Below are 13,019 nucleotides of genomic sequence, written 5' to 3'. Positions count from 1 at the left end.
TTCCTCCTGAACTTAACCTACGACCAGGTTAAGCAGTTTGCCCGGTACATAAATGACTTTACGAATAGTCACACCGTCCAGGTATTTCGCCACCAGATGCTCCTGGGCAGCGCGTGCCTGAACCTGTTCCTGTGTTGCATCGGCGGCGACGGTGATCTTGCCACGCACTTTGCCGTTGACCTGCACCACAACCAGCAGTGAATCTTCAACCATAGCGGCTTCATCCGCAACCGGCCAGATCGCTTCATCAATGGAGCCTTCGCCACCCAGCGTCTGCCACAGAACGTAGCTGGCGTGCGGGGTAAACGGATAGAGCAGACGAACGACCGCCAGCAGCGCTTCCTGCATCAGGGCGCGATCCTGCTCGCTTTCCTGCGGCGCGCGGGCCAGTTTATTCATCAGCTCCATAATCGCAGCGATAGCGGTGTTGAAGGTCTGACGACGGCCGATATCATCGGCTACTTTGGCGATGGTTTTGTGCAGGTCGCGACGCAGCGATTTCTGCTCATCGTTCAGGCTCTCCACATCCAGTGCCACGGTCGCACCCAGCTGGGTGTGCTCGTAGACCAGTTTCCAGACACGCTTCAGGAAGCGGTTTGCGCCTTCAACGCCTGACTCCTGCCACTCCAGCGTCATATCCGCCGGTGAGGCAAACATCATAAACAGACGCACGGTATCCGCGCCGTAACGCTCAACCATCAGCTGTGGGTCGATGCCGTTGTTTTTCGACTTCGACATTTTGCTCATGCCCGCGTAGATAACCTCGCGACCCTGCTTATCCACGGCCTTCACGATGCGGCCTTTCTCGTCTCGCTCAACCTCAACGTCAACCGGTGAAACCCAGTTGCGTTCGCCGTTGTCGCCGAGGTAGTAGAAGGCATCAGCCAGCACCATACCCTGGCACAGCAGGCGTTTGGCCGGCTCGCTGGAGTTCACTAGGCCCGCATCACGCAGCAGCTTGTGGAAGAAGCGGAAATACATCAGGTGCATGATGGCGTGCTCGATACCGCCGACATACTGATCGACCGGCAGCCAGTAGTTCGCAGCAGCCGGGTCCAGCATACCCTCTTTGTAGTCGGCACAGGTGTAACGTGCGTAGTACCAGGAGGACTCCATGAAGGTGTCAAAGGTATCGGTTTCGCGCAGCGCAGGCTGGCCATTTACTGTAGTTTTTGCCCACTCCGGATCCGCTTTGATCGGGCTGGTAATGCCATCCATCACCACATCTTCCGGCAGGATCACCGGCAGCTGATCTTCTGGTGCAGGCATTACGGTGCCATCTTCCAGCGTGACCATCGGGATAGGCGCACCCCAGTAGCGCTGACGGGAAACGCCCCAGTCGCGCAGACGGTAGTTCACTTTACGCACGCCCACGCCTTTGGCCGCCAGGGTATCTGCGATGGCGTTAAAACCGGCCGCATGATCCAGGCTGTTAAATTCGCCAGAGTTGAACAGGGCGCCTTTGTCGGTCATCGCCGCCGCGCTGACGTCAGGAATGCTGCCATCCAGGTTAAGGACAACCGGCTTAATGGGCAGGTCATATTTGGTAGCAAACTCCCAGTCGCGCTGGTCGTGCGCCGGAACCGCCATCACGGCACCCGTGCCATATTCCATCAGAACGAAGTTAGCGACCCAGACAGGCAGGTGTTCGCCGGTCAGCGGGTGGACAACCGAGAGGCCGGTCGCCATGCCTTTCTTCTCCATGGTCGCCATATCGGCTTCAGCCACTTTGGTGTTGCGGCATTCAGCGATAAAGTCGGCCAGCGCCGGATTGTTCACCGACGCCTGGGTCGCTAGCGGATGGCCTGCAGCCACGGCCACATAGGTGGCGCCGATAAAGGTATCCGGGCGGGTGGTGTAGACAGTGACTTTCTCTTCGCTGTCAGCCACGTCGAAGGTGATTTCAACGCCTTCTGAGCGACCAATCCAGTTACGCTGCATGGTTTTGACCTGCTCAGGCCACTCGTCCAGCGTATCCAGGTCGTTCAGCAGCTCTTCCGCATAATCGGTGATTTTAATGAACCACTGCGGGATCTCTTTGCGCTCAACTTTGGTGTCGCAGCGCCAGCAGCAGCCGTCAATCACCTGCTCGTTAGCCAGTACGGTCTGATCGTTCGGGCACCAGTTCACCGCCGAGGTTTTTTTGTAGACCAGGCCTTTTTCATAGAGTTTGGTGAAGAACCACTGTTCCCAGCGGTAGTACTCAGGCTGGCAGGTCGCCAGTTCACGGCTCCAGTCATAGCCAAAGCCCAGCAGTTTAAGCTGGTTCTTCATGTAGGCGATGTTGTCGTAGGTCCACGGGGCCGGCGCGGTGTTGTTCTTCACCGCCGCGCCTTCTGCAGGCAGGCCGAAAGCATCCCAGCCAATCGGCTGGAGTACGTTTTTGCCGAGCATACGCTGATAACGCGCGATTACGTCGCCGATGGTGTAGTTACGAACGTGGCCCATGTGCAGGCGCCCAGAAGGATAGGGCAACATTGAAAGGCAGTAATATTTCTCTTTACCTTCCTGCTCAGTCACTTTAAACGTTTCGTTTTCATCCCAGTGTTGCTGCACACGGGATTCAATCTCTTCCGGGCGGTATTGCTCTTGCATGGCTGCCTGTGGTCCTTTGTGAATAACATTTTTCTGGCTTTAAGATCCGCATAGCATACCCATAAGGCCGCATATCAACAACACTTCCCACTTTTGCTGGCGCGATTTCTGCTGAAAGCGTCAGAACCTTCACCCTTTTGTAATTCCCTGTACAGACGACACGGCAAAAGCAACATTGCGACTAAACTTAATTCAGCGAGGGTCTGCATAAAAGGAGAACAAAATGAATAAAGTGGCTCAGGAATATCGCGAGTCGTTAGCCGTACTGACCGACCGTCTGCGTCAGGGCGATCGTAACCCGGATGCGCTGATTGACGGACGGCGAAGCCAGCTGCTGGCGCGCAACGATATGACGGAAGAGGAGATTGATCAGGTACTGCGCGCGGTCCGACGCGATCTGGAAGAGTTTGCGCGCAGCTATAGCGACGTCGAAGAACCGGTCGCGGACTCGCTCTTTATGCGCATCATCCGTGAGAGCGTCTGGAAAGAGCTGGCAGATATTACCGATAAGAGTCAGCTGGAGTGGCGCGAGGTCTTCCAGGATCTGCATCATCATGGGGTGTATCAGAGCGGGGAAGTGGTAGGGCTGGGGAATCTGGTGTGTGAAAAGTGCCAGTTTACCCGGGCAATCTACACGCCTGAAACGCTGTCACGTTGTCCGGAGTGCGGCCACGATCAGTTTCAGCGTCAGCCTTTTGAACCCTGATAGCGTCATCGCATGCGTGAGGCGGGCCACCGGTGGTGACCCGCATAATGGCCGGGATTAGTGCAGGATTTTGGCGAGGAAATCTTTGGCGCGGTCAGACTGCGGATTATTAAAGAAGTCATCTTTATTGGTGTCTTCGATAATTTTCCCTTCATCCATAAAGATGACGCGATTGGCTACCTTGCGGGCGAAGCCCATCTCATGGGTCACCACCATCATTGTCATCCCCTCCTGGGCCAGTTCGACCATGACATCCAGCACCTCATTGATCATTTCCGGGTCCAGTGCGGAGGTCGGCTCATCAAACAGCATCGCGATGGGGTCCATGCAGAGTGCCCGCGCAATCGCCACGCGCTGCTGCTGGCCCCCGGAAAGCTGACCGGGAAACTTCTCAGCATGCGCGGCCAGACCCACTCGCTTCAGCAGTTTCAGCCCCTTCTCCCGCGCGGCCGCTTTGTCGCGCTTCAGCACTTTCACCTGCGCCAGCACCAGATTGTTGATAATGCTCAGGTGAGGGAAGAGTTCGAAGTGCTGAAACACCATGCCAACCTGACTGCGAAGCTGCGCCAGGTTGGTTTTTTTGTTGTTCACCTCGGTGCCATTCACCGCAATCACACCCTGCTGGATCGGCTCAAGTCCGTTAACCGTTTTGATCAGCGTCGATTTACCGGAGCCGGACGGCCCGCACACCACCACCACTTCACCGGTTTTGACCTCGGTTGAGCAGTCGGTCAGCACCTGAAAGTGACCATACCACTTAGAAACATTTTTCAGGCTAATCATTTAAACCGTCCTTTTTCTTTTCAGATAGCTGACCAACAGCGATGCACTCAGGCTGATCACGAAGTAGACCAGACCGGCAAACAGAACCATCTCCACCTGGGTCCCGTCGCGCTCACCAATGGTGGACGCGGTGCGGAAGAAGTCAGCCAGGCTTAAGACATAGACCAGTGAGGTATCCTGGAACAGCACGATACCCTGAGTCAGTAACAGCGGAACCATGGCGCGAAACGCCTGCGGCAGGATGATCAGTCTCATCGACTGCCACGGCGTCATGCCGAGTGCCAGCGCGGCGTTACCCTGGCCGCGTGAGATACTGATGATGCCGGCGCGAATAATTTCAGAGTAGTAAGCCGCTTCAAACAGCGAGAAAGCGACCATGGCTGAAATCAGCCGGATATCGGTTTTAGGCGACAGGCCCAGCACCTGTTGCAGAAAACTCGGTACCACCAGATAGAACCAGAGCAGCACCATCACCAGCGGCACGGAGCGGAACAGGTTGACATAAATTTTGGCGAACCAGCTGATCGGCTTAAAGCTCGACAAACGCATTACCGCCAGCAGGGTGCCCCACAGAATGCCGAAGACCACGGCGGTCAGGGTGATTTTAAACGTAATCACCAGGCCGTTGAGCAGATAGGGCAGGCTGGGAGCAATGGAACTCCAGTCAAACTCGTACATTACTTGCCTCCCGCATTGCCTGGCAGCCGGACTTTGCGCTCGACCAGACTCATCAACAACATAATCACCAGGTTAATCGCGACGTAGGCGAGCGTAATGGCGGTAAAGGACTCATAGGCGTGGGCCGAATAGTCGAGCAGTTTGCCCGCCTGCGCGGCCATATCGACCAGGCCAATGGTGGAGGCGATAGCCGAGTTCTTGACCAGGTTCAGCATTTCCGACGTCATCGGCGGGACAATCACGCGATACGCATTCGGCAGGAGCACATAGCGGTAGGTCTGCGGCAGGGTTAATCCCATCGCCAGACCCGCATTCTTCTGCCCGGTCGGCAGTGACTGAATGGCAGCACGGACCTGCTCGCAGACGCGGGCCGCGGTAAAGAGGCCAAGACAGATCATGGAGGAGAGGAAAAACTGAATGTTGGGATCCAGCTCCGACTTAAACCACATGCCGAGCTTCTCGCCCACCAGTTCAGGTGCGACCAGATACCAGAAGAAGAACTGGACGATCAGCGGGATGTTACGAAACAGTTCGACATAGCAGGTGCCAATGGTGGCCAGCAGGCGATTAGGCACGGTGCGCAGAATGCCGAAAAATGAACCCACGAAGAAGGCAATAATCCAGGCACAGCAGGAGACGGCAATCGTCACCTGAAAACCGGACCACAGCCAGCCAAGGTAGGTCGTGTTACCGAACGGGGCCTGTTCGAGAAAGATGCCCCAGTTCCAATCGATACCCATAACGAGCTCCGGAAAAAAAGGGTAGCGAAGCTACCCTGAAGATTGATGAACGGCGTTTTATCTTCTGACGCAGGGGAACGACCCGTGTCAGTCTGTCTGTCCATGCCGCGGTTTCAGCAATCGAGAGGGCAGCCGGGCCGCCCTTGTTATACCCGCCGTCTTTCAGGCTGCAATGTTGCTGGCTTCGTTGATTCACGCGAATCACTTACCTGCGTAAGCGCATCGGGATTCACTCTCTGGCCACCGTAATGCAACCTGAAATCCATTGGGTATTTTGTTGTTAATTCAGTGCTTTATCGTTCGGCGTCTTGAACAGTGCTTTCATGTCTTCAGACAGTTCAAAGTTCATGTTCAGGTTCTTAGGCGGAATCGGCTGTTTAAACCAGGTGTCGAACCATTTTTCAGCCTGACCGGAGGTCTGGGCTTTAGCGATGGTTTCATCCACCAGGGCTTTGAACTGTGGATCATCTTTACGCAGCATGCAGCCATAGGCCTCTTTGGACTGCGGCGTGCCTAAGATTTCCCAGTTGTCCGGTTTTTTCGCTTTCGCGCGTTCGCCAGCCAGCAGTGCGTCATCCATCATAAAGGCCACGGCACGACCGGTTTCCAGAGTGCGGAAAGAGTCGCCGTGATCTTTTGCGCTGATGATGCGCATATCCATTTTCTGCTCGTCATTGAGTTTATGCAGCAGCACTTCAGAGGTGGTGCCGGAGGTCACAACGACGGTTTTGCCTTTCAGGTCAGCAAAATCTTTGATTGGGCCACCTTTCTTCACCAGCAGACGGGTGCCGATGACAAAAATGGTGTCAGAGAAGGCTGCCTGTTTCTGGCGCTCAAGGTTATTGGTGGTCGAGCCACACTCATAATCGTAGGTGCCGTTCTGCAACAGCGGAATACGGTTCTGAGAGGTGATAGGGATCATCTTGACCTGCAGATCCGGCTTATTCAGTTTTGCTTTGATGGCGTCCACGATGGCGTTGGAATAGGCCTGTGAATAGCCCACCACTTTTTGCTGGTTGTCATAATAAGAAAAGGGAACTGATGATTCGCGATGCCCGACCACAATAACGCCATTGTCATTGATCTTTTTCAGGGTGCCGCTGAGATCTTCCGCCTGGGCCGCTCCCGCCGCTGCGCTGATCAGCAGAAGAGATAATGCCACTTTGCGTAGTTGCATGTTCCAACTCCTTCGTATGAAAAAGGCACAGGCTATAACCTGCGCTGATTATGATGTTGTGTCTGTTTTTTGCTGCGTCCGGGCTCTTTCTGCGCTGAAAACGGGCGCAGAAGAGTCACTAACATAGCGGATTGTTAACGCAATGAAACAAAAAAGTTTCTGTTTTGCGAGGTGATACGCACCAAAAAAAGGCAAATATCCCGCGCTGCGCGGTAACGGTGCAGCGGTGCGGATGGTTTTGGTGCAACCGGCTCGCTGTCAGCGCCTGCAATCAGCCTGTTTGTGAAAAACACTGAAATATTTAGCAATCATCGTGCCAGAAAGCGGTTCAGAGCGAGAAAGGCAGCAGAGTATGCGGTCAGGAGAGTGAGTTATATCGGGAATAAAAAAATAAAAAACGAAGCCTCAGAATGCTGACACGCCCAAAGCCGGAGGAATCTGGCAGTAAAGCGTCAGATGAAAGCGCAGGAAACAGGGGCTGAAGCGGAAAGCGACCCGCGCCATGGACGGCGCGGGTCGGGTGTGTCAGAGAGGGCGGTTATCGACGGCGACGCAGCAGGGCAATTACCGCAGCCAGCAGCGTCAGAGACCACACCGGCCAGACGCCCGCTTTCGCGTAGGGCGTTTCCCCCTGGGTCGGGGTGACTTTGCTGGTCAGGACATCGCGGGTGAACTGCGGCAGAATTGACGCCACATCGCCTTTCGCATCCACCACGGCCGTGACGCCATTGTTAGTGCTGCGTAACAGCGGACGACCCAGTTCCAGCGCCCGCATCCGCGCCATCTGGAAATGCTGCCATGGGCCGATCGAGTGACCAAACCAGGCATCATTAGAAACGGTCAGCAGGAAGTTCGTATCGGGATGGAAGTTGGCCCGCACCTGTTCACCCAGCACGATCTCATAACAGATCGCCGTGGTAAGGTGATATCCCGCCACGCTGAGCTGCGGCTGGAGATAGTTGCCCCGGCTGAACGCGGACATCGGTAAATCGAAGAACGGAGCCAGCGGACGCAGCAGATCGGCCAGCGGCACAAATTCACCAAACGGCACCAGATGATTTTTCTGGTAGCGGTTGCCACTGAAGTAGTTGTACGGCGCTTTGCCGCCCAGCACGATGACCGTGTTGTAGTCGTGATAGCGGTTCTGCTCCAGCCGGGAGTCAACAATACCGGTGACCAGCGAACTGCCGCGCTGACGCAGCTCATCATCCAGCGAATGCAGGAAGGGCTGCTGGTTGCTTTCCAGATCGGTTATCGCTGACTCCGGCCAGATAATGATCGGCGCTTTGCCCATCAGCGGCTGACTGAGGCCGGTGTAAATGCGCAGCGTGTTGAGCAGCTGCTGCGGGTCCCACTTCATGGATTGCGGAATGTTGCCCTGAACCAGCGCCACCTCGACGGTGCGTTCGGGCATCGGCTCAACCCACTGGAGGTAGCGCAACGGCCACGGCAGCGCCAGCAGCAGCAGCGCGGCGATCAGACTTCTGACATTGCGCTGCTGCAGGGCATAAGCCAGCAGCCCGGCGATAACCATGAGCAGGAAGGTCAGGGTTTCAACGCCCGCCAGCGGTGCCAGACCCTTCAGCGGTCCGTCGATCTGGCTGTAACCAAACTGCAGCCACGGAAAGCCGGTCAGCACCCAGCCGCGCAGAAACTCGGTGATCTGCCACAGCGCCGGGGCGGCCAGCGCCAGCCGCCACAGTGAAGTGCGGGGCCACAGGCGGTTCAGCACACCGGCAAACAGGGCTGGATAGAGCGCCAGATAGGCGGCGAGCAGCGCCACAATAAACACGTTCACCGGGCCGGGCATACCGCCAAAGGTGGCGATGCTGACGTAAACCCAGTTGACGCCGCTGCCAAACAGGCCCAGCCCCCAGACAAAGCCGATGGCACTGGCCTGCGGAGTGGAACGGTTAAGGGTCAGCAGCTGTAAACCGCACAGTGACAGCAGTGCGGCGGGCCAGAAATCGTAGGGGGAGAAGGCGAGGGTGCCAGACGCACCCGTTATTAAAGCCAGCAGCAGGCGAACCCGCTGACGCGGGTAAAGTGAGGCGAAAGCCATAGACTTATTCGTCTTCCAGTTGAGGTTGTGGCGCGTTTTCCGGAATAGTCACATGAACCTGGATGATGCGTCGGCTGTCCGCCATCGCCACCTTGAACTGGTAACCTTCAATCTCGATGCTTTCACCACGTGCAGGCAGATGGCCGAAGCCCTGCATCACCAGGCCCCCGATGGTGTCGACTTCATCATCACTGAACTGTGTGCCAAACACTTCATTGAAATCTTCAATGGCGGTCAGCGCGCGCACCGTGAAGGTGTGGCGGTTGAGCTGACGGATATCACGATCTTCTTCGTCGTCATACTCATCTTCAATCTCACCGACGATCAGTTCCAGGATATCTTCAATGGTCACCAGGCCGGAGACGCCGCCAAACTCATCAATCACGATCGCCATGTGGTAACGCTGGGAGCGAAACTCTTTCAGCATCCGATCCACACGCTTACTTTCCGGCACCACCACCGCAGGACGCAGCACTTTTTCAATGCTGAAAGGTTCGGATTCGCTGCTCATAAACGGCAGTAAATCTTTCGCCATCAGGATACCTTCCACATGATCTTTATCTTCGCTGATCACCGGGAAACGGGAGTGCGCGGAGTCGATGATGACATCCAGACACTCTTCAAGGCTCTGATTCCGTTTCAGGGTGATCATCTGCGAGCGCGGGATCATGATGTCACGCACGCGCTGCTCCGCAATATCCAGTACCCCTTCGAGCATGTCGCGGGTGTCCTGGTCAATCAGCTCTTTGTTGTTCGAGTCGCGGATCAGCTCCAGTAGCTCATCACGGTTTTTGGGTTCGCCGTGAAAAAGCTGGTTGATTAACAGGGAGAAAAATCCCTTTTTACTACTGGGTGCATCGCTGTTTTGAGAATGGTCGTCGCTCATGGCGGTTTTTAAAGATCTCTCTGGTGAGGAATGGGGGCTGTCAGCCACATGCACTGACAGCCGGATAGCCTGAATGCGGGATTCAGGCGTCTTCTTTCTCCGAAATGTACGGATCAGGATACCCAAGAGCAAGCATTATCTCGGTCTCCAGCCCTTCCATTTCATCGGCTTCGTCGTCATCAATATGGTCATATCCCAGCAGATGCAGCGTCCCGTGCACGACCATGTGGGCCCAGTGCGCCTCCACGCTTTTACCCTGTTCAGCCGCTTCCTGCTCAACCACCTGACGGCAGATGATGAGATCGCCCAGCAGCGGCAGCTCAATACCCGGCGGGGCTTCAAACGGGAAGGAGAGCACGTTAGTCGGCTTGTCTTTACCGCGATAAGTCAGATTAAGCTCATGACTTTCGGCTTCATCAACCAGACGGACGGTGACTTCGCTGTCGGGCTGAAAAGGGGCAACCGCCGCCGAGAGCCAGCGATGAAACTGGCTTTCATCCGGCAACCCTGCGCTGTTTTCACAGGCGACCTGCAGGTCGAGAATCACCTCGCTCATTTGCTCTCCTGGGTTGCGCTCTGCGCCGCCAGTGCTTCACGTTTGCGCTCTTCAGCCTGCTGGTCACGCCGGGTCTGATCGGCCGCTTCCCAGGCTTCATAGGCGGTGACAATGCGGGCCACGACAGGATGGCGAACCACATCCTCGCTGTGGAAGAAGTTGAAGCTAATCTCCTCCACATCAGAGAGCACCTCAATGGCGTGACGCAGGCCGGACTTAACGTGGCGCGGCAGGTCAATCTGGGTCACGTCGCCGGTAATGACCGCTTTGGAGTTAAAGCCGATACGCGTCAGGAACATCTTCATCTGTTCGATGGTGGTGTTCTGGCTCTCATCAAGAATGATAAACGCATCGTTCAGGGTACGACCACGCATGTAGGCCAGCGGGGCCACTTCAATGACGTTGCGCTCCATCAGCTTTTCAACCCGCTCGAAACCGAGCATTTCAAACAGCGCATCGTAGAGCGGACGCAGATAGGGGTCGACTTTCTGGCTCAGATCGCCGGGCAGGAAGCCCAGTTTTTCACCCGCTTCTACCGCCGGGCGGGTCAGCATGATGCGACGGATCTCCTGACGCTCCAGCGCGTCCACCGCGGCGGCCACGGCCAGATAGGTTTTACCGGTACCGGCCGGGCCGATACCAAAGGTGATATCGTGGTCGAGGACATTTGCGATGTACTGCGCCTGGTTCGGCGTGCGCGGCTTGATAACGCCACGTTTGGTCTTGATGTTGACCGCTTTACCGTACTCCGGCACGCTGTCGGCGGTTTGCTCCAGCACCCGGCTCTCTTTGATGGCGAGATGAATCTGGTCCGGCTCGATATCCGGAATGTCGCCGCGCACGGGTGCCGTATCCACATAGAGCGTTTTCAGGATATCGGCGGCGGCATTGACGCACAGAGGGCGTCCAACCAGCTTAAAGACGTTGTCGCGACGATTGATCTCAATACCCAGTCGGCGCTCGAGCTGTTTCACATTGTCATCGAACGGCCCGCACAGGCTCATCAGACGACGGTTATCAGCCGGTTCAAGGGCGATTTCACGAGTTTCGATATTCAAACGAATCCTTTGGGTCACTCAGGGCCAGTTATGGGGTGTGTCTGACGCACCGTTGAGCTTAACCGGATGCACCATAACGAAATTATTTATGCCGTAACGCCTGGGCGCAAGCTTAAGGAGAGATATTTGGGCAACAGCTTCAGAAAGCAAGTGTCGCAATGTGAAACTGGCGGCAGCGCGAAGCGCGCTGCCGCACAATAAAGCCGGTATCACGGCTGGAAGAGACCCACGCCGATGTCGTTCTCTTTGCGGGTGCGGGCAATCACAGACGCCGGGCTCTGTGCCATGCGCAGGCCCATCTCATCTTCGGTGCGCACCAGCCTGCCGCGCAGGGAGTTGGTGTAGACATCGACAATTTCAACATCCACAAACCGGCCGATCATCTCAGGTGAGCCTTCAAAGTTGACCACGCGGTTATTTTCGGTGCGGCCAGAGACTTCCATGACGTTCTTGCGGGAGATGCCTTCAACCAGAATACGCTGCACGGTGCCCAGCATGCGGCGACTGATCGCCTGCGCCTGCTGGTTGATGCGATCCTGCAGGATCCACAGACGCTGCTTCTTCTCCTCCTCGCTGACATCATCCGGCAGGTCAGCGGCGGGCGTGCCGGGACGGGCTGAGTAGACAAAGCTGAAGCTGACATCGAAATTCACGTCGGCGATGAGCTTCATGGTCTGCTCGAAATCCTGCTGGGTTTCACCCGGAAAACCGATGATGAAGTCAGAGCTGATCTCAATATCGGGACGCGCCGCGCGCAGCTTGCGGATAATCGCTTTATATTCCAGTGCCGTGTGGGCACGTTTCATCAGCGTGAGAATGCGGTCTGCGCCGCTCTGCACCGGCAGATGGAGGAAGCTCACCAGCTCCGGCGTATCACGGTAGACATCGATGATGTCATCCGTGAACTCAATCGGGTGGCTGGTGGTGAAGCGGATGCGGTCAATACCGTCGATGGCGGCGACCAGGCGCAGCAGCTCAGCGAAGGTACAGGTGTCGCCATCAAAGGAAGCACCGCGCCAGGCATTGACGTTCTGACCCAGCAGGTTCACTTCGCGCACGCCCTGCGCCGCCAGCTGAGCAATCTCCAGCAGAATGTCGTCACACGGACGGCTCACTTCCTCACCACGGGTGTAAGGCACCACGCAGAACGTGCAATATTTGTTGCAGCCTTCCATGATGGAGACAAAGGCTGTCGGACCTTCTGCGCGGGGTTCCGGCAGGCGGTCAAACTTTTCGATTTCCGGGAAGCTGATGTCTACCACCGGGCTTTTACTACCGCGCACGGTGTTGATCATCTCCGGCAGGCGGTGCAGGGTCTGCGGGCCAAATACGATGTCCACACAGGGCGCTCGCTGACGAATATGATCACCTTCCTGTGACGCCACACAGCCGCCCACGCCAATGATCACATCCGGGTTACGCTCTTTCAGCTTTCTCCAGCGCCCCAGCTGGTGGAAAACCTTCTCCTGCGCTTTTTCGCGGATAGAGCAGGTGTTAAGCAGCAGAACATCCGCTTCTTCAGCGACCTCGGTCAGCGTATAGCCGTGCGTACTGTTCAGCAGATCAGACATCTTCGATGAATCATACTCATTCATCTGACATCCCCAGGTTTTGATATGCAGTTTTTTTGTCATCGCGCTAGCCATTGATTCAGTGCAGTGAAGTGCGGGGCGCGTATTGTAATGCTTTGATGCGGTTGTGACCAGCCTGCGGGCTTTTCTGTCAGCTATCCGGTTTTCCGGTACACTTTGCTGTATTCAGACCCGTGTTGCGCAGGC

11 protein-coding genes are annotated in these 13,019 nt (G+C 56.1%); 1 reads left to right on the top strand and 10 read right to left on the bottom strand.

Annotated elements, in window-relative coordinates:
• Window positions 1–12: 12 nt before the first annotated feature.
• Window positions 13–2,595 (bottom strand): leucine--tRNA ligase, encoded by a 2,583-nt coding sequence (leuS, locus tag OJ965_RS15865; protein ID WP_265136966.1) that lies wholly within the window; start codon window positions 2,593–2,595, stop codon window positions 13–15.
• A gap of 223 nt (window positions 2,596–2,818) precedes the next feature.
• On the opposite strand from leuS, the gene OJ965_RS15860 reads away from it, so the two are divergent.
• Entirely contained in the window at window positions 2,819–3,301 is a 483-nt protein-coding gene (locus OJ965_RS15860) for a zinc ribbon-containing protein (RefSeq protein WP_046101412.1), read from the top strand.
• 57 nt (window positions 3,302–3,358) lie between these two features.
• Here the strand turns inward: OJ965_RS15860 and OJ965_RS15855 are convergent, their stop codons facing one another.
• The 9 genes from OJ965_RS15855 to miaB all read right to left on the bottom strand — a co-directional run bounded on the left by OJ965_RS15855 (window position 3,359) and on the right by miaB (window position 12,875).
• A complete protein-coding gene (locus OJ965_RS15855) occupies window positions 3,359–4,084 on the bottom strand; it encodes an amino acid ABC transporter ATP-binding protein (RefSeq protein WP_009091487.1) in 726 nt (241 codons plus the stop codon).
• A complete protein-coding gene (gene gltK / locus OJ965_RS15850) occupies window positions 4,085–4,762 on the bottom strand; it encodes a glutamate/aspartate ABC transporter permease GltK (protein WP_009091486.1) in 678 nt (225 codons plus the stop codon). It lies immediately after the preceding gene.
• Window positions 4,762–5,502: an amino acid ABC transporter permease gene (locus OJ965_RS15845; protein WP_009091484.1), complete on the bottom strand. Its 741-nt coding sequence runs from the start codon at window positions 5,500–5,502 to the stop codon at window positions 4,762–4,764. Before OJ965_RS15845 ends, gltK begins: the two co-directional genes overlap by 1 nt.
• A gap of 280 nt (window positions 5,503–5,782) precedes the next feature.
• Complete coding sequence (locus tag OJ965_RS15840; RefSeq protein WP_009091482.1) at window positions 5,783–6,679, bottom strand: amino acid ABC transporter substrate-binding protein; 897 nt, start codon at window positions 6,677–6,679, stop codon at window positions 5,783–5,785.
• A 538-nt stretch (window positions 6,680–7,217) separates the two neighbouring features.
• Window positions 7,218–8,741: an apolipoprotein N-acyltransferase gene (gene lnt / locus OJ965_RS15835; protein WP_265136961.1), complete on the bottom strand. Its 1,524-nt coding sequence runs from the start codon at window positions 8,739–8,741 to the stop codon at window positions 7,218–7,220.
• Between the two features lie 4 nt (window positions 8,742–8,745).
• Window positions 8,746–9,627: a CNNM family magnesium/cobalt transport protein CorC gene (gene corC, locus OJ965_RS15830; RefSeq protein ID WP_009091478.1), complete on the bottom strand. Its 882-nt coding sequence runs from the start codon at window positions 9,625–9,627 to the stop codon at window positions 8,746–8,748.
• Between the two features lie 82 nt (window positions 9,628–9,709).
• Complete coding sequence (gene ybeY / locus OJ965_RS15825) at window positions 9,710–10,183, bottom strand: rRNA maturation RNase YbeY (protein ID WP_058956316.1); 474 nt, start codon at window positions 10,181–10,183, stop codon at window positions 9,710–9,712.
• The gene (locus tag OJ965_RS15820) at window positions 10,180–11,241 is read right to left on the bottom strand and encodes a PhoH family protein (protein ID WP_009091474.1); all 1,062 of its coding nucleotides are present in this window, start codon (window positions 11,239–11,241) and stop codon (window positions 10,180–10,182) included. The genes ybeY and OJ965_RS15820 overlap by 4 nt, the downstream gene beginning before the upstream one ends.
• 209 nt (window positions 11,242–11,450) lie before the next feature.
• Window positions 11,451–12,875, bottom strand: coding sequence for a tRNA (N6-isopentenyl adenosine(37)-C2)-methylthiotransferase MiaB (gene miaB, locus OJ965_RS15815; protein WP_009091472.1), 1,425 nt, complete (start codon window positions 12,873–12,875; stop codon window positions 11,451–11,453).
• Between the last annotated feature and the right edge of the window lie 144 nt (window positions 12,876–13,019).

Source organism: Pantoea anthophila, from assembly GCF_026104315.1.
Lineage (GTDB): Bacteria > Pseudomonadota > Gammaproteobacteria > Enterobacterales > Enterobacteriaceae > Pantoea > Pantoea anthophila.
Note: the sequence above shows the minus strand (reverse complement) of the source record. Positions and strands in the feature narration are given on the sequence as shown.

Excerpts from the sequence above, each read along its gene's own strand:
- corC (WP_009091478.1), bottom strand. The coding sequence starts at position 9,627 with ATGAGCGACGACCATTCTCAAAACAGCGATGCACCCAGTAGTAAAAAG.
- OJ965_RS15845 (WP_009091484.1), bottom strand. The coding sequence starts at position 5,502 with ATGGGTATCGATTGGAACTGGGGCATCTTTCTCGAACAGGCCCCGTTC.
- OJ965_RS15860 (WP_046101412.1), top strand. The coding sequence starts at position 2,819 with ATGAATAAAGTGGCTCAGGAATATCGCGAGTCGTTAGCCGTACTGACC.
- lnt (WP_265136961.1), bottom strand. The coding sequence starts at position 8,741 with ATGGCTTTCGCCTCACTTTACCCGCGTCAGCGGGTTCGCCTGCTGCTG.
- miaB (WP_009091472.1), bottom strand. The coding sequence starts at position 12,875 with ATGACAAAAAAACTGCATATCAAAACCTGGGGATGTCAGATGAATGAG.
- ybeY (WP_058956316.1), bottom strand. The coding sequence starts at position 10,183 with ATGAGCGAGGTGATTCTCGACCTGCAGGTCGCCTGTGAAAACAGCGCA.
- OJ965_RS15840 (WP_009091482.1), bottom strand. The coding sequence starts at position 6,679 with ATGCAACTACGCAAAGTGGCATTATCTCTTCTGCTGATCAGCGCAGCG.
- leuS (WP_265136966.1), bottom strand. The coding sequence starts at position 2,595 with ATGCAAGAGCAATACCGCCCGGAAGAGATTGAATCCCGTGTGCAGCAA.
- gltK (WP_009091486.1), bottom strand. The coding sequence starts at position 4,762 with ATGTACGAGTTTGACTGGAGTTCCATTGCTCCCAGCCTGCCCTATCTG.
- OJ965_RS15855 (WP_009091487.1), bottom strand. The coding sequence starts at position 4,084 with ATGATTAGCCTGAAAAATGTTTCTAAGTGGTATGGTCACTTTCAGGTG.